Below are 26,401 nucleotides of genomic sequence, written 5' to 3'. Positions count from 1 at the left end.
CCTACTCCCCTTCGTCATGCTCCGGCGCGCTATCGCCGCGTCCTTTGAACCCTTGCGCGATCACATATAGCTCGGGCGACCCCTTGCGGCTTGCAGGCGGCTTGGCATGTTTCACGCTCGCGAAATTCTGCTTGAGCAGCATCAGCAATTCGCGGTCGGCGCCTCCGGCGAACACCTTGGCGACGAAGGCACCGCCGGGCAACAGCGTCTGGACCGCAAAATCGGCGGCCGTCTCGGCGAGAGCGATAGTACGCAGATGGTCGGTCTGCGGGTGGCCGACGGTGTTGGCCGCCATGTCCGATATCACGAGGTCGGGCGCACTGCCGAGCGCCTCGATCAGCGCGTCGGGGGCAGCATCGTCCATGAAATCCATCTCGAGGATCACAACGCCTTCGATCGGTTCGCAGGCGAGCAGGTCGATACCGGCGACGCGCGCGCGGGGGTTGGCCTTGCGTACCACCTGCGACCAGCCGCCAGGCGTGATGCCCAGATCGACAACCGCACGCGCCTTCTTGAGAAAGCCGAATTTGTCGTCGAGCTCGATCAGCTTGTACGCGGCGCGCGACCGATAGCCTTCGGCCTGCGCGCGCCGCACATAAGGGTCGTTGAGCTGACGCTGCAGCCAGCGCGTCGAGGATGCGGTGCGCCGACGCGCGGTCTTGACGCGCTCGTGCAGTCCGCCGCGCCCGCTTCCGCCCCCGCCTCCGCCCTTGCGTCCGCTCATTTGCGATACTCGCGCCGGGTGACTGGAATGTCGCGCCCCTGCATCGCCAGCGTGCGCAATATCCCTTCGCGAATACCGCGATCGGCAACGCCGACGCGCAATGCGGGCCACAGATCGATGATGCTTTCAAGGATCGCGCAGCCCGCGACGACCAGATCGGCGCGTTCGCGGCCGATGCACGCGATTTCGGCACGGTCGTCGAGGCTCGCCTCGGCGAGCCGGCGGCTGATGTCGCGCATTGCGTCGGTGGGAACGACCAGCCCGTCGACCGCGCGCCGATCGTACCGAGGCAGATCAAGAAAGACGCTCGCCAGGGTCGTTACCGTGCCGCTCGTGCCGAGCAAACGCAGCGGCTGGCCTTCGTAGCACTTCACCCGTTCGGCGAAACCGGCGAAGGCCTCGCGCGTCACCGCGCGCATATGGGCATAGCTCGCCTGCCGGGCCGAGAGATTATCCTCAGCTGGCGGCGCATGTTCGGTCAGCGAGACGACGCCCCACGGCACGCTGATCCAGTCGCGGATCGCAACATCATGGTCGGATATATCGACGTGCATCAGCTCGGTCGAACCGCCCCCGATGTCGAAGATCAGCGCCGGACCGTCGCCGGGTTCCATCAGATTGTGGCAACCCAGCGCGGCAAGTCGCGCTTCCTCGGCGGCGGAGATGATGTCGAGTACGATACCGGTTTCGCGGCGCACCCGGTCGGCCAGCTCGACCCCGTTGGCGGCGCGGCGGCACGCCTCGGTCGCCACCGCGCGCGATAGGGTGACATGGCGGCGGCGCAGCTTGTCGGCACAGATGGCGAGCGCGGCGACGGTGCGGTCCATCGCGGCTTCGCTGATCCGGCCGGTGCTGTGCAGCCCTTCGCCGAGGCGCACGATACGCGAAAAAGCGTCGATGACGACCAGTTCGCCCTCCTGCGGGCGCGCGATCAGCAAACGGCAATTATTGGTGCCAAGGTCGATGGCGGCATAGCTGCGCGGCCGTACGACCGGCACGGGCCGCGGGGGCGGTGCCGTCTTGTTTCGTCCTTTTGCCGCCTGTCCTGACCGCGGCGGTCGGCCCGATGGCGCTGCCATTTGCCGCATGATTTAAATGACCTGTCTCAACTCACCCACCCGCGATCAGCCGCGGGTGTGCACTTGGGACCGAACCTAGGCGCGGCCCGCCGCGATGGCAAGGCGCATGGCGCAGCAAAACCCCGCCCGGCGCGGGGCCGGACGGGGCAAGGGAGACTGTTTTTTGTTGGGGCTCGGGCCTGCCTTAGCGACGGCAGCCGTCATTGCCCTTGTCGATGGCGCGGCCGGCGATGGCGCCGACGGCGCCGCCGATGATCGTGCCGACGGTGCGGTCGCCACGGCCGGCGATTTCATGGCCTGCGAGGCCGCCCGCGATCGCGCCGATGATGGTGCCGCCGGTGCCATTGTCGCACTGGCGATAATTGCGGCGGTCGTAGCGACGATCGTAGCGGCGGTCGGCTCGATAGTCGCGGCGGTCATAGCGGCGCTCGTAACGGTCGTGGCGACGGTCGTCACGACCATAGCCGCTGTAATAGGTGCCATAGCTGCCGTCGTAATAGCCCTGCTGGGCGGCGGCCGGCGTCGCCACGCCCAGCGTCGCGGTCGACATCAGGGCGGCGAGGGAGAGCGTCATCATCTTTTTCATCGTCTTTCTCCTTCAATCTCTTGCGTCTGCCCGGTGCGGGCGGTGGGTCGATGAAAGGGTTTTGCCCGATTCGTCTTGAGGGAAGCCTGAACGCCATTGTTGGCATTTGTTCAGCTTCGCGCGCCGGACACCGGGCTTGCCTGCGAGGAAGGTTCGGGCCTATCGCCGCGGCGATGCGCCGCCTTCTCTCCGCCGCCGCCATCTTCCTTTTGCTTGGCCCGCTGCCCGGAACCGAGCAGCGGCTGCGTGTCATGGACCGCACCTCGCAACGGATCGAGGCGCGGCCCCTGGTCTATCCGGCGGACCAGACCGGAACGCTGCGCTTCGTGCGCGGCTGGCAGCTCGTCAGCCCCAATGCCATGTTCGGCGGCTTTTCCGCGCTGGCGCTGACCGGCCCCGACCGGTTTCAGTTAGCCGGGGATAACGGCGTCCTGGTCCGCATGACCCTGACCGAAGACGGCCGGCCGCGCGCCGCGCACATCGGCACGATTCCGTCACCGGCCGGGCCGTCCCCGACCGGCGGCGAGCGCAAAAAATCGCAGCGCGACGTCGAATCGATGCTGGTCGACCCGCTAAGCGGCCGGACCTGGCTGGCGCTCGAAGGGCTCAATCAGGTCTGGCGGCTCGATCCGGCGCTGACGAAGATCGAATCGCGCCGCGCCTTGCCCGAACCGGCCTGGCCGTCGAACAGCGGGCCGGAGGCGATGGCACGGTTGGCCGACGGCCGGACCCTGATCTTTTCCGAAGACGCGCACCGCGATCCGCGGGGACGAGAGGCGCTGCTCTACACGGGCGACCCGGCCGCACCGGGGCCGGCGCCGCTGCGCTTCTTCTATGAGGCAGAAGGAAAGGGGCTGGTCAGCGATGCCGCGCCGCTACCCGACGGCCGCGTTCTGCTCGTTCACCGGCGGCTGGGCCTCTCCCCGATCTTCACGACGATCCTCGCGATCGTCGACCCCGCCGATATTGCGAAGGACGCTGTCGTCCGGTCGGTGGCGATCGGTCAGGTTCCGGCGCCGCTCGCCGACAATTATGAAGGGGCGGCCGTTATGCGGAGGGATGGCCGCACGTTCGTCTGGCTCGTCGCGGACAATAATTTCAACGCCTGGCAGCGCAGCCTGCTCGTCGAATTCGAACTCGTCGACCTGCCGGGCAGCAAAAAGGCCGCGCGGTAAACCGGCGGCCTTTTGTCGCAGCACGTCGAAGGACGAATCAGGCGGCCTTTTCGGCCAGCTTCTTCGCGACTTCCTTCTTGATCTTGCGGGCGTTGTCCGAAAGCAGATTGTCGCCGGTCTTCATCAGCCAGTTGTCGAGGCCGCCATTATGTTCAACCGAACGCAGGCCGTGGGTCGACACGCGCAGCTTCACGCCCTTGCCGAGCGCGTCCGACAGCAGCGTCACATTCTGCAGGTTGGGCAGGAAGGTACGCTTGGTCTTGTTGTTGGCGTGGCTGACATTGTGGCCAACCTGGCGGCCCTTGCCGGTCAGTTCGCAAATGCGCGACATCGTCTTCTTCCTCACAAAATCTGGGCGGCGTGCCGGTTGGCGCGAAAGGCGCCGAAGGGACCGGGTGGGCCGGGAAAGGCGCGCGCTTATCGGCTTGCCGGAGATTCGTCAAGCGATTAGCGGTAGGAAATGCCCTCTTTCCCCCTTCCCGAACCCATGCGCCGCGCGCTCGACCTTGCCCGGATCGCCGCAGATTGGGGCGAAGTGCCGGTCGGTGCGGTCGTCGTCAAGGACGGTGCGATCGTGGCCGAAGGCCATAACCGCCCGCGCGAATCGCACGATCCCACCGCGCATGCGGAGATTGTGGCGATTCGGGCGGCCGCGGCGAAGCTCGGCAACGAGCGGCTCGACGGCTGCGACCTCTATGTCACGCTGGAACCCTGCGCGATGTGCGCGGGTGCCATCGCCCATGCTCGCATCGCGCGCCTCTATTATGGCGCCGACGATCCGAAGGGCGGGGCGGTCGCGCATGGTCCGCGCGTCTTCGCGCAGCCGACGATCCATCATCGTCCCGAAATCTACGACGGGATCGGTGCCGGTGAAGCGGCGATGTTGCTCCGCGATTTCTTCGCGGCGCGTCGCTGACCGTCAGAGCCCCAGCAATTGATCGACCCATTGCGGTACCAGCTGCGTTGCCGGTCCCTGCCGCGCCTCGTCGAACCAATAGCTGCCCTGGCTCGGCTCCATATTGAGCTCGAGCGTGCGGGCACCCGCCTGCCGCGCCTCGCGCACGAAACCCGCGGCGGGATAGACCGCGCCGGAGGTGCCGATCGAAACGAACAGGTCGGCGCGGTTGATGGCGCGATATATGTCGTCCATCCTATAGGGCATCTCGCCGAACCACACGACGTCGGGGCGCAGATAGCCGACCAGGCCGCACGCCGGGCAGGCGGGCCGGTCGATCAACGTGCCGGACCATGGGCTGCGTCGGTCGCACGCGGTGCACCACGCGTTCAGATGTTCGCCGTGCATGTGAATCAACCGCTTCGCGCCCGCGCGCTCGTGCAGATCGTCGACATTTTGCGTGACGATCAGCAACTCGCCGGGCCAATGCGCGTCGAGCCGTGCCAGCGCAGCATGGGCGGCGTTGGGCTGTTTGGTCTGGATCGCGGCGCGGCGCGCATCGTAAAAGCGGTGGACCAGATCGGGATCGCGGACGAAAGCTTCGGGCGTCGCCACATCCTCGACCCGATGCTGTTCCCAAAGCCCGCCGCCGTCACGGAAGGTGTCGATACCACTTTCGGCCGACACGCCCGCGCCGGTCAGGATCACGATGTTATGGACGCCGCTCATGCGGCCTCTCTATCGAGACGCACTGGCGGCTTCATCCTTTTTCATCAATCCGGCCCGTGCCGGGCGAGCCGCGCCTCGACTTTGCGCGATCGGAAGCGCTAAGGGGGATGGGGTAAGGGGACGCGTCATGACGAGCATCGGCATCATCGGCAGTCAGGGACGGATGGGCGTCGCGCTCGCCGCCGCGATTTCGGAGGCGGGGCAGCGCAGCTGCGGCGTCGACAAGGGCGGCGATGTCGCACGGCTCGTTGCCGCCGCCGATGTGCTCGTCGATTTCTCGTCGCCGGGGGCGCTGGAGGCGACGCTCGACGCCTGCATTACCGCAAGGAAGCCCATCGTCATCGGCACGACGGGGCTTGAGGAGCGTCACCATTATCTGATCGACGATGCCGCGAAGGATATCGCGGTGCTCCAGACGGGCAATACTTCGCTTGGCGTCACGCTGCTTGCGCATCTGGTGCGCGAGGCGGCGGCGCGGCTCGACGCCGATTGGGATATCGAGGTGCTGGAAATGCATCACCGGATGAAGGTCGATTCGCCGAGCGGCACCGCCCTGCTGCTTGGTCAGGCAGCCGCCGAGGGGCGCGGCATCAGCCTCGACCGCTGCTCCGAACGTGGCCGCGATGGCGTCACCGGGGCGCGTGGCCATGGCAAGATCGGCTTCGCATCGCTGCGCGGCGGGACCATCGCGGGCGACCATGATGTCATCTTCGCCGGGCCGGAGGAAATGATCACTCTGTCGCATCGCGCCGAAAACCGCATGATCTTCGCGCGCGGCGCGGTGCGGGCGGCGCTGTGGCTGATCCACCAGCCGCCGGGTCGCTACACGATGCCGCAGGTGCTCGGCCTCTGAACGGGCTTGCGGCGCGCCGATTTCGGCGTATTGCTCTCCTAATACGGCATCGCTGCCAAAGTTGAGGGGAGATATCGCGATGAACCCAGCCGCCGAAACCGCGGGCTACATCGACAGCCTCGGGCCGCAGGCGCTGGCGAAGGCGGCCGCCTATACGCACGGCAATCACTGGCTGCTCTTGTGGGGCTTGCTCGTCGCGGCGGCCGTGACCCTGCTTTTCGTGCGGCTGCGGGTTCTCGATCGCATCGATACGCGTCTGGCGCGGCGCGGCTGGGCACTGCGGACCTGGGTGCTGTGCGCGGTCTTCTTCCTGCTTTCGGCGCTCGTCACTCTGCCGTGGGACATTTACACCGGCTGGATTCGCGAGACCGCCTATGATCGCACCAGCCAGCCGCTCGGCGACTGGCTCGGTCAGGCGGCGATCTCGACCGTCATCACCGCGCTGCTCGGCGGGCTCTTCTTCCTCGGCGTCTATGCGCTGATCCGGCGCACGGGCAAGCGCTGGTGGATCTGGTCGGGCGGGCTGGCGGCGATCGCCATTTCGGCGTTTCTGCTCGTCGCGCCGATCGCGATCGAGCCTTTGTTCAACAAATATACACCGGTTCCCGATGGGCCGGTGCGCGATGCGCTCGTCGAGATGGCGGCAAAGGCCGACATACCCGCTGACCGTATCTATATGTTCGATGGATCGCGCCAATCGAACAATTTCACCGCCAATGTCTCGGGCATCGGTCATTCGGCGCGCATCGCGATCTCGGACGTTGCGATCGGCAAGGCCTCGCTCGACGAGGTGCGCGCGGTGACGGGGCACGAGATCGGCCATTATGTGCTCGGCCATATCTGGCGCATGGTTTTCGTCTTTGCGGCGCTCGCGGTGCTGCTTTTCTTTTTGGCCGACCGGCTCTTTCCGCGCCTCGCACGGCTGTTCGGCAGCGATGCCGAGATCGGCGATCCGCGCGGCTTTCCTGTCCTGATTTTCTTCCTGTCGCTGTTCGGCCTCGTCACCCTGCCGATCACTAACACGCTCATCCGCATCGACGAGAGCGAGGCCGACCTTTATTCGCTCAAGACCGAAAACCGGCCCGATGCGCTTGCCACCGCGCTCGTCAAGACCGCCGAATATCGCGACCCGCGCCCCGGCGCGGTCGAGGAGACGATCTTTTACGACCATCCTTCGGTCGAACGGCGCGTGCGCGTCGCGATGGACTGGAAGGCGGCGCACCCGCCCGCGGCCGAATGAAGAAGGCCGACATCTTCGAATTCTATCGCCGCCTTGCCGAACTCAACCCGAGTCCGGAAACCGAACTGGAATTTGGCAACACGTACCAGCTGCTCGTCGCGGTGGTGCTGTCGGCGCAGGCGACCGATGTCGGGGTGAACAAGGCGACGCGGCGACTGTTTCAGGACGTGAAGACCCCGCAGCAGATGGTCGACCTTGGCGAAGACGGCCTCAAACAGCACATCAAGACGATCGGGCTGTTCAACGCGAAGGCGAAGAATGTCATCGCGCTCAGCGAAATTCTCGTCCGCGACCATGGCGGCGAAGTGCCCGCCGACCGCGATACGCTGGTCGAATTGCCCGGCGTGGGGCGCAAGACCGCCAATGTCGTCATGAACTGCGCCTTCGGGGCGGAAACCTTTGCGGTCGACACGCACATTCTCCGCGTCGGCAACCGCACCGGCCTTGCGCCCGGCAAGACGCCTCTCGCGGTCGAAAAAAAGCTCGACAAGGAAACGCCGCAGCCCTTTCGCGTCGGCGCGCACCACTGGCTGATCCTGCACGGTCGTTATATCTGCAAGGCGCGCACCCCCGAATGCTGGCGCTGCCCCGTTGCCGATCTGTGCCGTTACAAGCCCAAGACGCCCGCCCCGAAGGGCTGGCAGGCTCCCTGATAGCGCGTCCGCCGGGCGGTCAGGCGACCGGCCCGACGCGCGGATCGGGATCGAGCCGTATCCGCGGCAATGCGCGGCCACTCAGCTTCGCGAACAGGCGCGGGACGAGGGCGTGGCGCTGCGCCCAGGCCCAATAGGCCTGATAGGCGGGATCGCCGAGCAGATGCTTTTCCTCGGTCTTGGCGCGCCAGTAATAGACGCCGCTGACCGCCGCGAGCAGGATGGTGTTGCGCACCGCGTCGGCGGCGCTGCCAGATGTGACGAGGAAGGGCAGCGAGCCGATCCACCAGCTCAGATTCTTCGACACATAGGCGGGGTGCCGCGTGAAGGCATAGGGGCCGTGGGTGATGACGCCGCGGTGGGTCAGGTTCGAAAAGCGGATGCCGAACGCCATCGTCGCCCAGGCGTAGATGCCGACCAGAAATACCAGCGCCACGCCCCACAATGTCATCAGCGTGTCGTGCCCCTGAAGCCAATAGCCCCAGTCGGACCCGTTCACCGTATAATCGAGCGGCCCGCCGTTCATCAGAATGAAGGGCGGGTAGCAGACGAGCGCCGCGACCCACGCCATGCCATAGGGATTGGCGGTACGGATATGCGCGTCGAGCGGCTTGAGGGTCAGGATATAGCCGACGGTCGCGACATGGACATCGACCAGATAGAGCAGGTTGATCGTCCAGATGCCGGTCATATAGGGATTGGCGAGGACGTCGCGCATCGGCACGCTGGCCAGTGACGAGAAATTGCCCGGCACGATCGACAGCATGAAGGCGGTGAAAAACCCCTTCACCGCCCAGGCGCGCAGATGATGCGCGATCGCGCGCCCATCGACGGGCTGGGCGCGGCCCGACTGGCGCGGCGCGATCAGCCAGCGTCCGAACTGGTAACAGCCGTCGCGCGGTTCGACCATGCGGCGGTCGAGCCACAGCATATAGGGCACCGATACGAGCAGCAGCCACGGCACCACCCGTTCGAGCAGGTCCATCGAGAAGGCGTAATTGCCCTCCCAATAATAGCGCATCACGGCATAGAATCCGGCGATCAGTGCCCAGGTCGTCCACAGCCCGGCGATCTTGGTCAGGCTGATGTCGACCGTCTCGCGCCACGGGCGGCGCAGCGACCAGTCGATGCCGGTCGACGGATTGCGGTGCACCTTGTCGACGAACAGCGACCACAGCACCATCGGAACGCCGCAGGCAAGGACGCTGGCGATCGCCGAATTGGGGCCGTTCATCGGCCCGCGCTGTCCCCAGTCGACGCCCAGATAGGCCGCGATTTCGGGCGCGTAGCGCGCGATCAGCAGATAGGAAAACAGGCCCAGGATACCGACGATCCCGACCCCGGCGCTGACCGCCGATCGGGGGCGCGAAGCGGGCGCTTCGATGGCGTCAGCCGCCGTCTCGGCGGCCGCCGGAACGGCAAGATCGGGCATATGGGTCACCCCCTCGTCCTAGGCCAAAATGGTAAGCAAGCCGTCAACGATAATCCCCGATTCGCGGCGAAAATGCCGCCCGATCGATAATAGTTGCGACGGTTTGACACCGTTCACCGCGAGTCAGGTTCGATTCAACCCGACTCGGCCGCTGAAGAGTCGCGATGCCCCGCCGGCGCTGGTAAAGGCCCCACCAAGTCGGGGCGGAGGGCTCCATCAGAACAACAAGACGGGGTCGTAGCTTGTCTTCCCAATCGACGGGTCTGCGCCATTGGCGCCAGCGTTTTAATGCGCTGTTCCAGGACCATGAAATCTTCATTCGCACGCACGGCCATGTCCGGTTTCTGCGTATCAGCGCCGTTTGGCAAAAGCGCGTTGCGCTGATCGCTGGCGCGGTGCTGCTCGCTTGGGCTGCGATTACGCTCGCCGTGTTCGTCAACCAGCTGCTCACCGCGGACGAGCGAGCCGAAGTCGCGCAGAAGCAGGCGGCTGCCGCGGCTGCCGAGCAGCGCATCGCGCGCTATCGCGACCGCGTCGGCGAAATCGCCGCCGACCTCGACGAGCGGCAAAAGCAGCTCGAACAGTGGCAGCAGGATTATTTCGGCAACGAAGCGCTGCCCGCGCCGGCGAAGGCGGCCGATGGTGCAAAAGCCGACGGCGACGCCGCGACGCCGCTCAAGACCAGCGCCATCGATCCGCGCCTGCCCCCCGAAGCACAGGCGCTCGCGCGCATCGAGGCGCGGCAGGAGGCCTTTTCGTCGCGCCTGCTCGCCGCGGTCAACGCCCGCGCCGCCAAGGCCGAAAGCGCGGTCGCCAAGCTCGGGCTCGATCCGCGCGCGCTCGTTCGCGACGCCTCGTCGGGTCGTGGTGGTCCGCTCATCCCCTTCCAGCGCCGCGGCGGCAATGCGGGCGCGCTCGGCACCAGCTTCGCCGCGCTCGAAGGCGCGCTGTTCCGTATGGAAGTGTTCGAACGCACCCTCGTCGCGATTCCTTCGGGTCAGCCGGCGCATGTGCTGATGCTCTCATCGAGCTATGGCTATCGCAGCGATCCCTTCACCGGCGCCGGTGCGATGCACGCGGGGCTCGATTTCCCGGGGCCGATCGGCGCGCCGATCCTCGCCGCCGCGCCCGGGCGTGTCAGCTTCGTCGGCCAGAAGTCGGGCTATGGCAATGTCGTCGAGGTCGATCATGGTCAGGGTATCCTGACCCGCTACGCCCATTTGTCGGGTTTCAACGCCAAAGTGGGCGACCGCGTCACCGCGGGGCAGCAGATCGCCCGCATGGGCAGCACCGGCCGCTCGACCGGCAGCCATTTGCATTTCGAAGTCCGTTTGAACGGGGTCGCGGTCAATCCGCGGCGTTTTCTGGAGGCCAAAGCCGATGTTCTCAAAGTCAAAGACGACGCCCGACAGCGGGTCGGCGCCCTCGCTTCCGCCGGTGCCCGCTAAGATGGCGACCGGCGCCCGTCATACCACTTTCTCGATCATCGGGTCGGATGTGGTCATCACCGGCAATGTGTCGGCCAGTGTCGACCTGCACGTCGACGGCAAGATCGAGGGCGACCTGAAATGCGCCAACCTCGTCCAGGGCGAGGCGAGCGAGATCAAGGGCGGTGTCGTCGCCGAAACCGCTAAGCTTGCGGGTCTGGTCGACGGGTCGATCGAGGCCAAGACGCTGATCATCCACGCCAGCGCGCGGATCACCGGCGACGTGACCTACGAAACGATCACGATCGAAAATGGCGGCAAGGTCGACGGCAAGCTGTCGCACCGCCGCGCGGGTGCGGCCAAGGCGCCTCCGGCGCTCGAAGTCGTCGGCGAAAAGCCGGCCTCGTTCGGCGCCTGACCGACCGCGATTTTCCGGTCGGCACGATGGTGTGCTGGCAATGGGGCCGCGGCGAAGGTCGCGGCGTGATCGCCGAGCGCTTCGACCGCCGCGTCGAACGCACGATCAAGGGTAGCCGGATCGTGCGCAACGGGAGCGCGGGGGATCCCGCCTATCTGATCGAAATGCTCGACGGGCGCTGCGTGCTCAAGCTTGCGAGTGAACTCGCGCCGGCTTGACCGCGGGCGGCGATTGGGGGGCAGGGGGGATCTGCCCAACTTCGGGTCTTGCGCGCCCCCGCGCAGACGCCATAGTCGCGAACCATGCGCACCCTTACCGCTCCGCTCGCCCTCGCCGCCGCCTTGCTGGCCGCCGCGCCCGTCCATGCCAAACCCGCCGATGCGGGTACCGCGAAAAAGATCCTGATCGACAGCGTCGCGATCCCGACCGTCGCGGGACGCGGCAAGGTGCCCGAACTTGCGGCCTATTATGCCGAGGTGCTGAAGGCGGCGGGCTATGCCGACAGCGACATCGTCATCACCCCGATGGGCGAAACCGCGACCTTCGCCGCCACGCTGCAGGGAACGACGAAGGAAAAGCCGATCCTGCTGCTCGGCCATATGGATGTCGTCGAGGCCGACGCGAAGGACTGGACGCGCGATCCGTTCGTGCCGGTCGAGGAGAATGGCTATATTTTCGGGCGCGGGTCGGAGGACAATAAATTCGACGTCGCGATGATGGTCGCCGCCATGGCGCAGCTCAGGAAGGACGGCTTCAAGCCCAAGCGCTCGATCATCCTGCTGCTGTCGGGCGACGAGGAAACGTCGATGATGACGACGCGTGCGCTCGCCGCCAAATATAAGGGCGCCGAACTCGCGCTCAACGGCGACGGCGGCGGCGGCCTGATCGGTGAAGACGGCAAGGCGCAATATTACGCTCTGCAGGCCGGCGAAAAAACCTATGCCGACTTCACGCTGGAGGTCACGAACCCCGGCGGTCACAGCTCGCGCCCGTCGCCGACCAATGCCATCGTTCAATTGTCGAATGCACTCGCCAAGGTGGGCGCCCATCATTTCAAGCCGCAGCAGAACGAACTGACCAAGGTCGGTATGCCGATTGTTGCCGATCAGGTCGGCGGTGCGATCGGCGCAGCGCTCAAGACCTTTGCCGCAAACCCCGCCGACGCGGCGGCGATCGCGACGATTACCGCCGATCCTGAATATGTCGGCCAGATCGGCACCACCTGCGTCCCGACGCTGGTCAACGGCGGTCACGCCGAAAACGCCCTGCCGCAGCGGGCGACCGCCAATATCAACTGCCGCATCTTCCCTGGCGTGCCTGTCGAGGCGGTGCGCGCCGAACTCGAACGCGTGATCGCCGACCCCGCGGTGGCGGTGAAGCCCGATCCCGACGCGAGCGCGAGCGACGCCTCGCCGCTGCGCCCCGATGTCATGGCGGCGGTGACGAAGGCCGTCCATGGGCGCTTCCCGGGCCTGCCGATCATCCCGTCGATGAGCGCAGGGGCGACCGACAGCTATCATTTCCGTATGCTGGGCGTTCCGAGCTATGGCGTCGCGGGTCTGTTTTCGAAGGCGAGCGACAGCTACGCGCACGGGCTCAACGAGAGGGTGCCGGTCAACGCCATTCCCGGCGCGCTTGCGCATTGGGACAGCCTGCTGCGCGACCTGGCGAAATAATCGTCCGAACCTATGCCGTCGCCCCCGCCCGCGCGGGGGCGACGATTATATGAGCGCCGCCACCGCCCGCTCGACCATCGCCGCCGCCGCATCGGCGCCGAAGCTGCTCGCGTCGAGCGACAGTTCGAGCCACAGCCCGTCGACCATGGCGGTAAGCAGGATCGCGAGCTGGTCGGGGTCGCGCGCGCCGCACGGCGCGAGCAGGTCGCGCAGCCGGGCGCGATAACCGGCATAGCTATCGGCATGGATGGCCGCCATGCGCGCATCGCTGCGCGCGAGCGCCCAGAAAGCGGTCCACGCGCCGAGCAATTGCGGGTCGGTCACCGGCGGGCGGAAGCTGGCAGTCAGATAGGCGGTCAGCCGCGTGTGCGGATCGGGGCCCGCCGCGTCGGTGGCGGCGGCGAAGACCGCATCCATCCGGTCGCTCGTCGCCTGATAGGCTGCGGCGATCAGATCGTCGATGCCGCCGAAATAATGGCGCAGCAACCCGGGCGACACGCCCGCCTTCGCGCAGATCGCGCGGACGCTCGTTCCCGCCAGCCCAAGCTCGGCAAGACATGCCGCGGTCGCGTCGATCAGGTCGGCCCGGCGGGCGTCGGCACTTTCGCGCGTAAAGGCTTGGCGAGCGGCGGTCATATTGTTATACATGTGTATAACAAGGAACGAGCCATGGCAACTGCACCTCTTCGCGATTCGCATCCCGATCCGCTCGACGGCTGGTCGCTCCCGGCCTGGACCTACAGCGACCCCGATTTCTACGCCGCCGAAATGGCGCGCATCTTCCGCCCGAGCTGGCAGGTCGTCTGTCATGACAGCGACATTCCCGCGGCGGGCGACTGGCACAGCATCGATTATTGCGGCGAAAGCGTGATCGTCGTGCGCGGCGCCGACCGCGTCGTGCGCGCCTTCACCAACGTCTGCCGCCACCGCGGGTCGCGGCTGGTCGACGGCGCGGCGGGCTGCGCGAAGAAGCTCGTTTGCCCCTATCACGCCTGGACCTACGAACTCGACGGGCGACTCTCGGGCGTTCCCGATTCGGCGAGCTATCCGACGCTCGACAAGGAAAAGGCGGGGCTCGCGCCCGTCGGCCTCGAACAATGGCGCGGCTTCTGGTTCGTGCGGCTGGAGGACGACGGCGGCCCGTCGGTCGCCGCGATGATGGCGCCCTATGAAGCGATGGTCGAACCCTATCGTTTCGCGGAACTCGGCGCATTGGGGCGCGTCACGCTGCGCTCGCGCGATGTGAACTGGAAGAATGTCGGCGACAATTATTCGGACGGCCTGCACATTCCCGTCGCCCACCCCGGCCTGACGCGATTGTTCGGAAAAAGCTATGGCGTCGAAGCCGAAGATCGCGTCGATCGAATGTGGGGCGACCTCGCCGACCGACCGTCGGCGAACTGGTCCGAGCGGCTCTATCAGCGGTTGCTGCCGCCGGTCCCGCACCTGCCGCAAGCGAACCAGCGGCACTGGCTCTATTTCAAGCTGTGGCCCAATGTCGCCTTCGACATCTACCCCGATCAGGTCGATTTCATGCAGTGGCTGCCGACCGGCCCGACGAGCTGCCTGATCCGCGAAATCAGTTACGTGCTTCCCGATGCCCGCCGCGAGATGAAGGCCGCGCGCTATTTGAACTGGCGCATCAATCGTCAGGTCAATGCCGAAGATACGGCGCTGATCACCCGCGTCCAGCAGGGCATGCAATCGCAAAGTTTCCAGATGGGACCGCTCAGCGACAAGGAAGTCTGCCTCAAGCATTTCTGTGCCCGGATGCGCGCGATCATCCCCGAAGCGCGGCTGGAGCAGGCGCCGGCGGCGGGGTGGAGCCGCGATTGACCGGCACGGCGCCCGTGGTGATCGTCGGCGGCGGTCCCGCCGGGATGGTCGCGGGGCTGCTCTTCGCGCGCGCCGGGGTGGCGGTGACGGTGCTCGAAAAGCACGCCGACTTTTTTCGCGATTTTCGCGGCGACACGGTGCACCCCTCGACGCTCGATCTGTTCGACGACATCGGCCTGCTTGGCGCGCTGCTCGCGCTTCCGCATGCCGCGATCGACACGATGACGCTCGACCTGCTCGGGCGCCGCTACACGATCGCGACGCTCAAGCATCTGCCCGTTGCCGCACCCTTTGTCGCGATGATGCCGCAATGGGATCTGCTTGACTTCATCGCGCGCGAAGGCCGCAAATATCCCACCTTCGACCTGCGCATGTCGACCGAAGCGACGGGATTGCGCCACGATGCCGCCGGCCGCGTCGACGGCGTCACCCTGGCGAGCGGTGAAACGCTGCCCGCGCGCCTTGTCATCGCCGCGGACGGGCGCCGCTCGGTGCTGCGCGATGCCGCCAGGCTGCCGCTCGACGATCTTGGCGCACCGATGGATGTGCTATGGTTCCGGGTGCCGATGCCGGCGGATCTGGACATGACCGAAGCCCCGCTCGGTACGATCGACAAAGGCGGCATGGTCGTCGCGATACCGCGCGGCGATTATTGGCAGTGCGCGCAGATCATCGAAAAGGGCGGCTTCGCGGCGGTCGAGGCGCGCGGTATCGCGGCCTTTCGTGAGACAATCGTTTCGATAGCGCCGGGCCTCGCCGCCGGGATCGACGCGATCGGCGGCTTCGAAGACGTCAAGCTGCTGTCGGTCGCGCTCGATCGGCTGACCCGCTGGTGGCAGCCCGGATTGCTCGCGATCGGCGATGCCGCGCACGCCATGTCGCCCGTCGGCGGCGTCGGGATCAACCTTGCGGTGCAGGATGCAGTGGCCGCCGCGAACATCCTTGCGGTGCCGCTCGTCGCCGGCGCCGACCCCGACCCCTTGCTCGCGCGGGTGCAGGACCGCCGATGGAAGCCCACGACAAAGATGCAGGCGCTGCAGCGTTTTGCGCACCGGCGCGTCGTCGAACCTGTGCTGCGCGGCAAGATCGATCATGTACCGCTCGCGATCCGCCTGCTCGACCATATCCCGCTGCTGCGCCGGATTCCCGGCCGCATACTCGGCCTCGGCTTCGGGCGGCAGCATGTTCAGTCCCCACTTGCGAAAGATTTTTCATGACCAAAGCCTATGACGCGCTGATCATCGGCGCCGGCCACAACGGCCTTGTCTGCGCCTTTTATCTTGCCAAGGCGGGGCTGAAGGTCCGTATCGTGGAGGCGCGCGACGTCGTCGGCGGCGCCGCTGTGACCGAGGAATTCGCGCCGGGCTTCCGCAATTCGGTCGCGAGCTATACGGTCAGCCTACTGCAGCCGAAGGTGATCGCCGACATGAAGCTCGCCGATCATGGCTATCGCGTGATCGAACGGCCGATCAGCAATTTCCTGCCGCAGGAGGATGGGGGCTATCTCAAACTCGGCGCCGGGCTCGAACGCACGCAGGCCGAGTTCCGCAAGTTCAGCGCCCGCGATGCCGAGGTGCTGCCGCAATATTATGACGCGCTCGAAAATGTCGCCGAACTGCTCCGCGATCTTGCGCTGCGCGTCCCGCCCAATGTCGGCGAAGGCATGCGCACGCTGCTCGACGGCGCGCGGCAGGGGCGGCGCTTCGCGACGCTCAGCCTCGAACAGCAGCGCGATGTGCTCGACCTGTTCACCAAGTCGGCGCGTACAATGCTCGACAGCTGGTTCGAGAGCGAGGCGGTCAAGGCCGCCTTCGGCTTCGATGCCGTCGTCGGCAACTATGCCAGCCCCGACACGCCGGGCAGCGCCTATGTCCTCCTCCACCATGTCTTCGGCGAGGTGAACGGCAAGAAGGGGGCGTGGGGCCACAGCGTCGGCGGCATGGGCAAGATCACCGAGATCATGGCCAAGGTCTGCCGCGATCATGGCGTCGAAATCAGCCTCGAAAGCCCGGTAGCGAAAGTGCTCGTCGACGGCGGCAAGGCCGTGGGGGTCAAGCTCGTCGGCGGCGAGGAGATTGCGGCGGCGCGGGTGATCGCCAATGTCGGACCCAAGCTGCTTTACGAACGGATGGTGGACGCGGGCGACCTGCCTGCCGATTTCGAACGCCGGATCAAGGGTTTCAAGGCAGGCAGCGGCACCTTCCGGATGAATGTCGCGCTGTCCGAACTCCCCAGATTCACCTGCCTCCCCGAACCGGGCGAGCATCACCAGTCGGGGATCATCCTCGCGCCGACGCTCGACTATATGGACCGCGCCTTTCTGGATGCGAAGCGCGACGGCTGGTCGAAGGAACCGATCGTTGAGATGCTCATCCCCTCGACCGTCGATGACAGCCTTGCCCCTGAAGGCTGCCATGTCGCCAGCCTCTTCTGCCAGCAGTTCGCACCCGAATTGCCGGACGGGCGCGACTGGGACGATGAGGAGGAAGCCGCGGCCGATTGCATCATCGACACGGTCGAAAAGCATGCGCCGGGCTTCCGCGCCAGCATCGTCGGGCAGACGCGCCTCAGCCCCAAGGGTCTCGAACGCAAGTTCGGGCTGGTCGGCGGCGACATCATGCACGGCAATATGAGCCTCGATCAACTCTGGTCGGCGCGGCCGGTGCTTGGCAATGGCGGCTATCGCGGGCCGGTGAAGGGGCTCTACATGTGCGGGGCGGGAACGCACCCGGGGGGCGGCGTCACCGGCGCGCCGGGGCATAATGCGGCGCAGGTGATCCTGCGCGACCGCGGTCTATTCGCGCCCCGCTGGCGCTGAGGCCGCGCCCCCGCGGCGCCGCATCAGCAGATAGATGGGTAGCCCCGCCGCGGTCATCGCGACGCTCCACAGGCTCGCCTCGATCCCGGCGCCGTAGAAGGCCCAGCAGCTGTAGCCGAAGCCGACGAGGGTCAGCGCTGCAAAGCCCGGCGAGACGCGCAGGCTGCCCGCCTGTTCGAGCCGCAGCGCCGACAGGCTGCCGACGACATAAAGAATGATCGCGGTCGAAGTGGTGATGAGCACCATGAAGGTGAAAAGTTCGGCGAGGCCACGCGAATAATTGGCATAGACGACGATGCTCGCGAGCAGGCTCGACGCGATCTGCGCCATTTGCGGCGACCCGAAACGATTGTCGCGCCCGAAAAGGGAAGGGAGCAGGCCGCGATGGGCGAGGTCGCGCGGAATCTCGCCCTGCAGCATCACGAATCCGTTGAGCGCGCCGAGCGCGGCGATCGCGGCAAAGACCGCGACGATATCACCCGCCAGCGGGCTGACCAGCGTTCCGAAAAAGGTCGCATAGGCGGCGTTCGACTGTTGCAGCGTTTCGACGGGCAGCAGCATGGTGACCGCGGTGCAGGACAGGAGATAGAGGAGGCCGGTCGCCGCGGCACCGATCAGTGTGGCGCGCGGGATCATCCGCTCGGGATCGCGCACCCGGTCGCCAACGACGGCGGCGCTTTCGAAGCCGAGCAGCGCGAACAGCGTCAGCGTCGCCGCGCCGCTCACTGCCGACAGGCTGACCGGCTGGGTATGCGCCATCCCTGCGGCATGGCTTTCGCCGGTACCGAGCAGCCAAGCCGCGACCAGCACCGCGCCGATCACCGGCACCAGCTTCAACAGCAGTGTGATGATCTGCGTCTCGCCCGCGCGGCGGATGCCCGACAGGTTGATGAGCGTGAACAGCCACAGGAAGCCGATCGCGACCAGCGCGGGCAGCTGCCCCTTGTCGCCCAGCCTGGGGATGACGATCGAAAGATTGCTGACCGCCGCGACGGCGAGCGTCGCATTCGCCGTCCAGCAACTGATCCAGTAGCTCCAGGCGACGGTGAATCCCGTGCCGGGGCCGAAGGCTGCATTGGCATAGGTGAACGTCGCGCTGCCGCCGGGCAATCGCCGCGCAAGCCGCGCAAAGACGATGGCGAGGCACAGGGTGCCGGTGATCGTCACGCCCCAGCCGATGACCGCGTTCAAGCCGAGCGGCGCCAGGTCCCGGGGCAGGAGGAACACCCCCGACCCGATCATATTGCCCATGACGAGCGCGACGCACATGGCGAGACCGAGCTTCTGCCCGGCCTCGCCCTGTTGCTGTGCGGGGTTCGTCACCCGGTCAGAATTCCTTGCTGACCTTGATCCCGATCAGTCGCGGCCTGATCGGCGTGTCGTAGAATACCCCGCCGGTGCCGGTCAGCCCGTCGGGATCGCCGCAGGTGGTTTCGAGGCACTGGACACCCGTATTGATGATGCCGTTGCTGTCGAACAAATTGGTCGCGAACAGTTCGGCCTTCCAATCCTCTCCCTTCACGCCGATGCTGATATCGGCGGTGGTATAGGATTTAAGCGTTCCCTTGAGCGCATTTTCAAAGATGCGAAGGTCGCTGCGCCGCTTGCCGATATGGTTGAGCGCGAACTGGACATGCCCGCCCAGGCCGCCGATCGGAAATTCGTAGCGCGTGACCAGATTGCCCTTGAACTTCGGCGTCACCGGAAGCTGCGTTCCCGACGGGGCGAGCAGCGCATTGGTCGCGCCGTCACTGCCGGGCAGGGTGCAGTCGAAACTGCTGTTTGCGATCAGGCAGAAATCCCGGCGAATCTGTGCATCATTGTAGCTCATCCCGGCGTTGATCGAGAAGCCGCCCTCGCGATAGCCGAGGTCGAGTTCGATGCCGCGAATGCGCGCTACGCCCGCGTTGCGGATTTCGGTCAGACCGTTGAGCCCGAGGAAGGAAAGCTGAATGTCTTTCCAGTCCTCCTGATAGATGGCGCCGTTGAAGCGCACCGGACCCCAGTTGGTCTTCCAGCCGAACTCATAATTGTCGAGCGTGTCCGGACCATAGGGCGGCAGGGTGCCGCGGCGGTTGATCCCGCCGGGACGGAAGCCGCGCGACCAGGTGCCATAGATCAAGGCATTGTCGCTGAGCTTGTACGTCAGGTTCAGCTTGTGAATGAAGCCGGTGTCCTTGGTCCGTTTGTCGAGGTTGGTACAGGGCGATCCGGCAACGATCGCCGGACCGAAGCAGGCGGCGACGCCGGTTCGGCTCGATACGCCCGCCGAATAGCCGAAGAAGCCGACCAGGCTGTTGTCGAACTTGTACAGACGGCCGCCGCCGGTCAGCGTCAGCTTGTCGGTGATGTCGTAGCTGAGCTCGCCGAACGCGGCATAGTCGCGGTCGACGCGGAACTGCTTAGTCAGCCAGATGTCGCTGGCCGTGCCGGGCACCTTCAGATCGTCGGCCAGATTGTCGATGATATAATTCTGTTCGATATTATGGCTCTGGCGCTGCCAGAACACGCCGCCGATAAAGCGGATCGGTGCGTCGGCTGGCGATGCGATGCGCGCCTCGACAAAGCTCTTCTTATAACGGTCGATGCCGTTGATATATTGGTTGGGGCTGATCAGATTGTTCGCATTGTCGCGCAGATAATAGCCCGAACCGTAGAGCGCGTCATAGAAATAGGAATAATCCGAATAGTCGCTCGCGACGTCGGTGCGGCGGCGCAGGTGACCGCCGGTGACGGTCAGATCCCAATTGCCGAGCTTGCCCTCGATCGTCAGGGCCGCCTGCAGCCATTTGTCCTTGCTCCATTCGGGATTGTACTGGACGGTCTGCAGCTGGCCGGTAACGGCGCTCGACCGTTCCTGCGAATAGCTACCGTTCGTCTTCTGGATCTGGCCCATGATCGTCGGACGCAGCGTCCAATTGTCGTCGAGCTCGATCCCGAGCGCGAGGCGCGCGCCATAGGTGTCGGCGTCGTTGTAGTTGTTTTCGACATAGGCCGAATTATTCTGGACGATGCCGCTGGTCGGATAGGTGCGGCTGCCCGGAATATTGTCGATATAGCCAGCATCGTGCCGGTACCAGCCGACGAGGCGCAGCGCCGCGCGCTCGCCGAGCGGCGCGTTGATGAAGCCTTCGGCGACACCGCCGAAATTGCCGTGCGCGACCGAATTGATCTCGGCCCCGATCTCGCCATAGGTGCCGCTGGCGTCGGGCTTGTTGGTGACAAGCTTGATCGTGCCCGCCATCGAACTTGCGCCATACAGCGTGCCCTGCGGCCCGGCGAGTGCCTCGACGCGCGAAAGGTCATAGGCATGGATGTCCAGCGCGCCCTGAATCGTCGTCACCGGCATTTCGTCGAGATAGGTGCCGACGGTCGGCAGTGAGGCCGAATGGTTTGCATTCTCGCCCGACGACACGCCGCGGAAATAGACCTGGGCAAAACCCGGGGCGGCCGTCTGGATCGTTACCGACGGCAGGAATTTGACGACGTCCTGAAATTCCTTGACCTGCAACTCGGCCAGTCTTTCGGTGCCGATCGCGGTGATCGCCATCGGCACGTCCTGCAGATTCTGCTCGCGCTTCGAAGCCGTGACGACGATGTCGTCGCCATTGGCCGGCGTCGTTTGCTGTGCGAGCGCCGTTCCCGACGTGCACAGGATCGTGCTGCCGAGCAGCAGCGCGCTGCCTTTCGCCAACACTGCTGAAACATTCCGCATAGAGACCCCCCTCGATGACAACAATGTGACGGAGAATGACGCGGTGCAGCGCAAGCGCAAGCATTGTCATCGCAACGGCGCGCGCGTTAGTCGAAAATGTCGGCTGCTGTTGCTCAAAGGCAACGAATTTGCGCGCGGCGGGCTAGTCGGCGAGCGGTGGAACCCCTGGATAAGCCTCCAGCACCGGACCGAGCGCCGACTTTAGCGGGTCGAGCCATGCGTCATAGGGGCGCCATTGATCGACGCCGTCGCGGTTGATGGGGCGGCGCACCTGTTCGCTGGATGCGGTACGCACGGCGCGATCATTGGTGTAAAAGGCCAGGCAGGCCTCCTCGAACGGGACGTTCAGATAGGCAAGCATCGCGCGAACCTCGCCCTCCGGATCGTCGAGCAGCGCCTCGTGAATCACGCGGTGAACCCGGCCCGGCTGGACCGCGTCGATATGCGCCATCAGGCGGACATAGTCGCGATAATAGGCGCCGATATCCGCCAGCCCATAGCTGAACGCCTGACCCTTGGCGAAATGCTGGCGAAAGTTCGACCAGCAGCAATCGAGCGGGTGGCGCCGAGCATCGATGACCTTTGCGCCGGGCAGGGTCAGGCGAATGAAGGGCAGGTAAAGCCAGTTGTTCGGAAGCTTGTCGATATAGAAGGGTTTGTCCGTCTTGCGCTGGACTGCAGTGCGCGCCAGAAATTGCCGGCCGAGGTCGGCCAGCGCATCGGAGCGCAGATCGGCCAGTGCTTCGACCCAGCGACGCGGGTCGCCCTTCGCATCGCGCCCGAGGCTAAGCGCCAGCGCCGGAATATCGGGCAATTCCATCGTGCCTTCGATCGCACTATGACTTGCCAGAATTTGCTCGATCAGCGTTGAACCCGCGCGCGGCAGGCCGAGGACGAAAATCGGATCGGGATCGGGCGCGCCCGCACCGGCCATTGCCGCAAAGCGTTCGGCCGGAAAATGGGCGATGATGGCATCGACCGTGGCGCGCGTATCTGCCGGATCATAGCCGAGTTGCGCCGACCGGATCGCATTGCCTGCTGCGTAGTGACGAAAGGCTGCGGCATGATCGCCGGCATCGTCATAGGCCTTGCCAAGCGCGAAGTGCAGATGGAGCCGGTCATCCGCGCGCGCCTCGTCCGTTGGCGCCGCATCGGCGAGCGCAGCTTCCATGGCGGATCGGTCGGCGGCGTCGAACCGAATGGTCTTCAGATTGGCGAGGCTCCACCAGATTTCGCCCAGCCCGGGATCGGTAGCGAGCGCATGGCGGTAGGCCGCGATGCTGTCGTCCTGCCGCCCGACCGTCTTGAGCATATGACCATAGCTCATCCACAATTTGGCGTGGCCGGGAAAGCGGCGGGTCAATTCTTCGTACAGCGCGATCGCTTCGTCATAGCCGCCGATACGGCCGAGGGCGGCGGCCTTCAGATTGGCGTGGGCCGGATTGTCGGGATCGTCGCCGAGCACGGAATCGAGCGCCGCGACGGCTTCCGCAAAGCGATTCTGCTTGTAATAGACCGTCGCCAGATTGGCGCGGGCGGCGCCGAACCCCGGCGCGAGTTCGACCGCCCGCATCAGCAGCTTTTCGGCATCGCCATAACGGCCGATACGCCCGGCGACCTCGGCCAACATGCGGATCGCTGCGACATCGGTGGCGTCGTCGCGCAGGCGCCCGCGTAGCGCGACCTCGGCATCGGGCAGCCGATCTTCGGCAAGGGCGAGCGCCGCTGCGATCATTTCGGGATCGTGGATCGCCGCGCCGACGGCGTCGAGCGATGCCGCCTGCGCCTCATCCTCTCGTCCGAGCGCGCGCAGCGCGTGCGCGGCAAGGCGGTGGGCGGCGGCCGATGTCGGAACAACCTCGATAATCGCCCGAGCCTGCGCCAGCGCCGCGGCAGGCTGACCCGCCAGCAGATGCCGGGCGTTGGCGAGCGCCTGATCGTGCGTGACGGTCGCCAAACCCGCGCGCCTCAGCTCTTGGACCGGGCCTTGGCGATGGCGCGCTTCAGCGTGTCATAGCCGACCTGGCCTTGGAGCAGTTGGTTGCCTATAACCCAGGTCGGAGTCGCGTTGAGTTGGAGCTGGGTCGCGATCGCCAGATTCGCGTCGAGTTCACGCTGGAACAACGCCTCGTTCGCGGTCGCGTCGGCGCTGCCGTCGGTAACGACGCCCGCGCGCTGTGCCGCTGCGGCGATCGCCGAGGGGTCGAGCGAACTCGCTGCGAACATCGCGTGGTGGAAGGCGTCATACTTACCCTGCCGCGCGGCGGCGAGCGCCATCAGCGCGGCATCGCGGCTTTGCGGCGAGATGATCGGCAATTCGCGGAACACGACCTTCAGCCTTTTGTCCTCGCGGACCAGCCGGTCGACATCGGGCACGCTCGCCCGGCAGAAGCCGCAGGCATAATCGGTGAAGACGACCAGCGTGACGTCGCCGTCGGCATTGCCCGCCCAGGCGCCGGCATAGGGCTTTTCGAGCGCGGGGCGGATCGCGTCGATCGCCTTCGCCATTTCGCGGTCGCGCTGCGCCTCCAGCGCCTCGGGGATGATTTCGGGATTGGCGCGAATATAGTCGCCGACGATCGTCTCGACCTCGCTCTTGCTCATGCCGCCGCCGAAGCGGCCGCCAAGCCAGAAGGTCGCGCCGAGCAGCGCGAGCGCGGCGATGCCGCCGATCAGCAGGGTTCGCGTCGATACGCCGTCCATCATTCCTCCCTGGCGCTGCGGCAGGCGGCCCGCGGTCATCGCCTTGGTCCGCGCGGGCTTGGGCTTGGCCGGGGGCGTGACATGCGGGGTGCGATCATCGTCCGACGCGATTGCTGTTGCCGCTGCCTTGGCCGGCGTTTCCGCCAGCGTCGCGGGGATCGCTTCGCCGGCGAAGAGCGGCAGGTCGCCCGCGTTCCCGGCGTCGGCGGCGCGCGCCTCTGCCTCTTCGCGCGCGAGCAATTGTTCGAGCCCCGAGGGCGGCGGCGCAAGCTCTTCGGCGGCGGGACGCAGCTTGTTCGCGGCGTCGCCGATGCCGTCCTTGCCGGCGCGCGCAACCTGACCTGCGACCTGGCCGATTCCGGCCTTCGTCTTGCCCGCGACTTCGCCGATCCCGCGTCCGGCTTCGCTGGAAATTTTCGCGACCTTGTCGCCCAGCGCCATCTTGCCCCACGCCTCGCCGCTCGCGCTTGCTGCGCTGCGCGCCGCCTTCGCCGATCCGCGTCCGATGGCGCGCGCGGCGCGCGCGGCGCCGCGGCCCGAACGCTGCGCAAGGTCGCGCGTCCGCCGCGGTATCTCCATTGCCTCGACGCGGGCGGGAATATCGGCGCGTTCGCCGACATCGATCGTCCAGTCGGCAAAGGCCGCAGCGCCGTGCCGGATCGCACTCCATAGCCGCGCCGCACCCGCCTTCAGCTGCTCGCCCGTGACGCGCGGATCGCGCGCCGGAGCGGGCTGCGGCGTATAGCGGCCGACGTCGATGCCGACGGGGGGCGCGTCCTTCGGCTTCGCCAGCCCCTCGTCGGCGCGCGGCAGGGGATCGGGCGCCGGCGTGGGGTCGCGCAACCACGGCTGGTAATATTCGTCTTTCTTGTCTGTCACTTGTCGCCCTTGTGCATTCGCGAAATTGCGATGCATCCCCGAATTTCGTCGTGAATCTAGCGCCGTTTGCGCGTCCGTTCTACCTCGGCGCGCGCAACCATCGAAATATCCTGTGCACGAATCCAGTCGGGCGACCCTTGCGGCAGGCCCTGCATCGCCATTTCGGCATTACGCAGCGCGAGCATCGGCTGTCCACCCTCGAGACTGTAGCGTTCCGCCGAGGCGAGCGCGGCGCGCGCCTGATCGCCGCGGTTCGCATAGACAATTCCAAGCTGATACCAGGCAAACGGATTCTCGTTATCGAGCGCGACGGCGGTCTTCAGCACCTTCTCGGCCTCTGGAAAATTGGCCGGATCCTCGGTCGCGATCAACGCATGGCCGAGGGTCGAGGCGATCAGCGGCTGCGATTTCGAGTTGGCGACCGCTTTGCGCAGCGGCGGGATCGCTTCCTTGGGCCGACCGGATTCGAGCAGAACCTGGCCTTCGAGTTCGAGGAAATAAGGGTCTTCGGGATTGGTGGCGATCAGGGCATCGACCTCGTCCAGCGCCTTTTGCGGATAGGCGCTCTTGTGCCAGGCGTAAGCGCGGGCGTAGCGCGCGGGCACGCTCCTGTCGCTTTCGGGATATTTGCGCAGCGTCCGCTCGGGCTCTTCCATATAGCCGAGCAGCTTGGCCTTCACGCGCTGGAAGCGGGCCTCGAGCTGGGGGTCGCTCGGCTTGTCCCACGCCGGATCGACGACATAGACTTCGCGAAGCGCCTGGATGCGATCGCCAGACAGCGGGTGCGTGCGGCTGTAGGCCTGATCATCATCCTGTTTGACGGCATAGCGAAATTCGAGGTTCTGCAGCTTCTTGAAGAAATCGAGGCTGCCCCTGCCGCTGATCCCCGCCTTCGACAGATATTGGGCGCCGGCGGCATCGGCGGTCGCTTCCTGGACCCGGCTGAACGCCAGATATTTGCCGAGTGCGGCCTGCTGCCCTGCCATCATGATGCCCATTCCAGCGTCGCCGCCGCCCGCCGCGATCGCCGCGGCGCCGAGCAGCATACTGAGCAGCGAGATGCCCGTTGCGGTCTTGGCGCCGTCGCTGGCGCGGATTGCGTGGCCGCCCATGATATGGCCGAGCTCGTGGGCGAGTACGCCCTGCACTTCGTTGGCGCTGTCGGCGGTCTCGATCAGGCCGCTAAAGACATAGATGTCCTGACTGCCCGCCACGAACGCGTTGATGCTGCGGTCGCCGAGCAGGTGGACGCGCACCTGTCCGGGACGCAGCCCCGCCGCGACGAGCAGCGGGTCGACCATGTCCTGGAACAGCGCCTCGGTTTCGGCGTCGCGCAGCATCGACTGCGCCATCACCGGCCGCGCGGCAACGGCCACCATGGCGAGGAGCGTCATCAACAGGCGCAGCGCGGCGCGCCAGGCGCCCAGCCGGGCCAGGATGTGGGACGGGGACGGGGCGATCATCGCCGCCTGTCTTGCGCCGCGCGTCTGAACCTCGACTGAAGCCATGGAGACTTATTGGGGCGCCAGCCGCGCGGGCGCAAGGCGAGAGATGGTCGCCGCC

Annotated in this window: 24 protein-coding genes; 12 read left to right on the top strand and 12 right to left on the bottom strand. The window is 66.0% G+C overall.

The window, feature by feature from the left end:
* Position 1: 1 nt before the first annotated feature.
* From L0963_RS09210 to L0963_RS09200, 3 genes are all read right to left on the bottom strand, one after another.
* On the bottom strand, positions 2-724 hold the full coding sequence (locus tag L0963_RS09210; protein WP_062901190.1) for an RlmE family RNA methyltransferase: 723 nt from the start codon (positions 722-724) through the stop codon (positions 2-4).
* Positions 721-1,812, bottom strand: coding sequence for a Ppx/GppA phosphatase family protein (locus L0963_RS09205; RefSeq protein ID WP_082819843.1), 1,092 nt, complete (start codon positions 1,810-1,812; stop codon positions 721-723). Before L0963_RS09205 ends, L0963_RS09210 begins: the two co-directional genes overlap by 4 nt.
* A 175-nt stretch (positions 1,813-1,987) precedes the next feature.
* Entirely contained in the window at positions 1,988-2,389 is a 402-nt protein-coding gene (locus L0963_RS09200; protein WP_062901188.1) for a glycine zipper 2TM domain-containing protein, read from the bottom strand.
* 173 nt (positions 2,390-2,562) lie between these two features.
* On the opposite strand from L0963_RS09200, the gene L0963_RS09195 reads away from it, so the two are divergent.
* The gene (locus L0963_RS09195; protein ID WP_234179269.1) at positions 2,563-3,564 is read left to right on the top strand and encodes an esterase-like activity of phytase family protein; all 1,002 of its coding nucleotides are present in this window, start codon (positions 2,563-2,565) and stop codon (positions 3,562-3,564) included.
* Positions 3,565-3,601: 37 nt separating this feature from the next.
* On the opposite strand, the gene rpmB is transcribed toward L0963_RS09195, so the two are convergent.
* Entirely contained in the window at positions 3,602-3,895 is a 294-nt protein-coding gene (rpmB, locus tag L0963_RS09190; RefSeq protein WP_003050690.1) for a 50S ribosomal protein L28, read from the bottom strand.
* A gap of 129 nt (positions 3,896-4,024) precedes the next feature.
* Between rpmB and tadA the strand changes: the two genes are divergently transcribed.
* Positions 4,025-4,480 (top strand): tRNA adenosine(34) deaminase TadA, encoded by a 456-nt coding sequence (tadA, locus tag L0963_RS09185; RefSeq protein ID WP_062901186.1) that lies wholly within the window; start codon positions 4,025-4,027, stop codon positions 4,478-4,480.
* 3 nt (positions 4,481-4,483) lie between these two features.
* Here the strand turns inward: tadA and L0963_RS09180 are convergent, their stop codons facing one another.
* Positions 4,484-5,188 (bottom strand): NAD-dependent deacylase, encoded by a 705-nt coding sequence (locus tag L0963_RS09180; protein WP_234179268.1) that lies wholly within the window; start codon positions 5,186-5,188, stop codon positions 4,484-4,486.
* A gap of 127 nt (positions 5,189-5,315) precedes the next feature.
* Between L0963_RS09180 and dapB the strand changes: the two genes are divergently transcribed.
* The 3 genes from dapB (at position 5,316) to nth (ending at position 7,934) form a co-directional block, all read left to right on the top strand.
* Positions 5,316-6,041, top strand: a complete 726-nt coding sequence (gene dapB, locus L0963_RS09175; RefSeq protein ID WP_062901184.1) for a 4-hydroxy-tetrahydrodipicolinate reductase — start codon at positions 5,316-5,318, stop codon at positions 6,039-6,041.
* Positions 6,042-6,120: 79 nt separating this feature from the next.
* The gene (locus tag L0963_RS09170; protein WP_234179267.1) at positions 6,121-7,281 is read left to right on the top strand and encodes a M48 family metallopeptidase; all 1,161 of its coding nucleotides are present in this window, start codon (positions 6,121-6,123) and stop codon (positions 7,279-7,281) included.
* Positions 7,278-7,934: an endonuclease III gene (gene nth / locus L0963_RS09165; RefSeq protein ID WP_234179266.1), complete on the top strand. Its 657-nt coding sequence runs from the start codon at positions 7,278-7,280 to the stop codon at positions 7,932-7,934. Before L0963_RS09170 ends, nth begins: the two co-directional genes overlap by 4 nt.
* Before the next feature lie 19 nt (positions 7,935-7,953).
* Here nth and L0963_RS09160 read toward each other — a convergent pair whose 3' ends face one another.
* The gene (locus L0963_RS09160) at positions 7,954-9,366 is read right to left on the bottom strand and encodes a methyltransferase family protein (RefSeq protein ID WP_234179265.1); all 1,413 of its coding nucleotides are present in this window, start codon (positions 9,364-9,366) and stop codon (positions 7,954-7,956) included.
* Positions 9,367-9,608: 242 nt separating this feature from the next.
* On the opposite strand from L0963_RS09160, the gene L0963_RS09155 reads away from it, so the two are divergent.
* The 4 genes from L0963_RS09155 to L0963_RS09140 all read left to right on the top strand — a co-directional run bounded on the left by L0963_RS09155 (position 9,609) and on the right by L0963_RS09140 (position 12,887).
* The gene (locus L0963_RS09155; RefSeq protein WP_062901181.1) at positions 9,609-10,814 is read left to right on the top strand and encodes a M23 family metallopeptidase; all 1,206 of its coding nucleotides are present in this window, start codon (positions 9,609-9,611) and stop codon (positions 10,812-10,814) included.
* A gap of 1 nt (position 10,815) precedes the next feature.
* Positions 10,816-11,211 (top strand): bactofilin family protein, encoded by a 396-nt coding sequence (locus L0963_RS09150; protein ID WP_086457467.1) that lies wholly within the window; start codon positions 10,816-10,818, stop codon positions 11,209-11,211.
* Between the two features lie 26 nt (positions 11,212-11,237).
* A complete protein-coding gene (locus L0963_RS09145; protein ID WP_234179264.1) occupies positions 11,238-11,429 on the top strand; it encodes a DUF2945 domain-containing protein in 192 nt (63 codons plus the stop codon).
* 84 nt (positions 11,430-11,513) lie between these two features.
* Complete coding sequence (locus L0963_RS09140) at positions 11,514-12,887, top strand: M20/M25/M40 family metallo-hydrolase (RefSeq protein ID WP_234179263.1); 1,374 nt, start codon at positions 11,514-11,516, stop codon at positions 12,885-12,887.
* Between the two features lie 45 nt (positions 12,888-12,932).
* On the opposite strand, the gene L0963_RS09135 is transcribed toward L0963_RS09140, so the two are convergent.
* Positions 12,933-13,535, bottom strand: a complete 603-nt coding sequence (locus L0963_RS09135) for a TetR/AcrR family transcriptional regulator (protein ID WP_186401275.1) — start codon at positions 13,533-13,535, stop codon at positions 12,933-12,935.
* A gap of 21 nt (positions 13,536-13,556) precedes the next feature.
* Between L0963_RS09135 and L0963_RS09130 the strand changes: the two genes are divergently transcribed.
* The 3 genes from L0963_RS09130 to L0963_RS09120 are packed head-to-tail and all read left to right on the top strand — an operon-like array spanning position 13,557 to position 17,541.
* Positions 13,557-14,723: an aromatic ring-hydroxylating oxygenase subunit alpha gene (locus tag L0963_RS09130; protein ID WP_234179262.1), complete on the top strand. Its 1,167-nt coding sequence runs from the start codon at positions 13,557-13,559 to the stop codon at positions 14,721-14,723.
* A complete protein-coding gene (locus L0963_RS09125; RefSeq protein WP_267960593.1) occupies positions 14,720-15,940 on the top strand; it encodes an FAD-dependent oxidoreductase in 1,221 nt (406 codons plus the stop codon). The genes L0963_RS09130 and L0963_RS09125 overlap by 4 nt, the downstream gene beginning before the upstream one ends.
* Complete coding sequence (locus tag L0963_RS09120; RefSeq protein ID WP_234179260.1) at positions 15,937-17,541, top strand: phytoene desaturase family protein; 1,605 nt, start codon at positions 15,937-15,939, stop codon at positions 17,539-17,541. Before L0963_RS09125 ends, L0963_RS09120 begins: the two co-directional genes overlap by 4 nt.
* Here L0963_RS09120 and L0963_RS09115 read toward each other — a convergent pair.
* From L0963_RS09115 to L0963_RS09095, 5 genes are all read right to left on the bottom strand, one after another.
* Positions 17,518-18,864 (bottom strand): amino acid permease, encoded by a 1,347-nt coding sequence (locus tag L0963_RS09115; protein ID WP_062901174.1) that lies wholly within the window; start codon positions 18,862-18,864, stop codon positions 17,518-17,520. The two genes, L0963_RS09120 and L0963_RS09115, sit on opposite strands and share 24 nt — an antisense overlap.
* A 4-nt stretch (positions 18,865-18,868) precedes the next feature.
* Positions 18,869-21,256, bottom strand: coding sequence for a TonB-dependent receptor (locus tag L0963_RS09110; protein ID WP_186401271.1), 2,388 nt, complete (start codon positions 21,254-21,256; stop codon positions 18,869-18,871).
* 142 nt (positions 21,257-21,398) lie between these two features.
* The gene (locus L0963_RS09105) at positions 21,399-23,213 is read right to left on the bottom strand and encodes a tetratricopeptide repeat-containing sulfotransferase family protein (protein ID WP_186401270.1); all 1,815 of its coding nucleotides are present in this window, start codon (positions 23,211-23,213) and stop codon (positions 21,399-21,401) included.
* An 11-nt stretch (positions 23,214-23,224) separates the two neighbouring features.
* Positions 23,225-24,838, bottom strand: a complete 1,614-nt coding sequence (locus tag L0963_RS09100) for a DsbA family protein (RefSeq protein ID WP_234179258.1) — start codon at positions 24,836-24,838, stop codon at positions 23,225-23,227.
* Between the two features lie 56 nt (positions 24,839-24,894).
* The gene (locus tag L0963_RS09095) at positions 24,895-26,301 is read right to left on the bottom strand and encodes a M48 family metalloprotease (RefSeq protein WP_442800560.1); all 1,407 of its coding nucleotides are present in this window, start codon (positions 26,299-26,301) and stop codon (positions 24,895-24,897) included.
* Between the last annotated feature and the right edge of the window lie 100 nt (positions 26,302-26,401).

It is taken from the genome of Sphingopyxis sp. NFH-91 (assembly GCF_021401285.1).
GTDB lineage: Bacteria > Pseudomonadota > Alphaproteobacteria > Sphingomonadales > Sphingomonadaceae > Sphingopyxis > Sphingopyxis terrae_A.
Note: the sequence above shows the minus strand (reverse complement) of the source record. Positions and strands in the feature narration are given on the sequence as shown.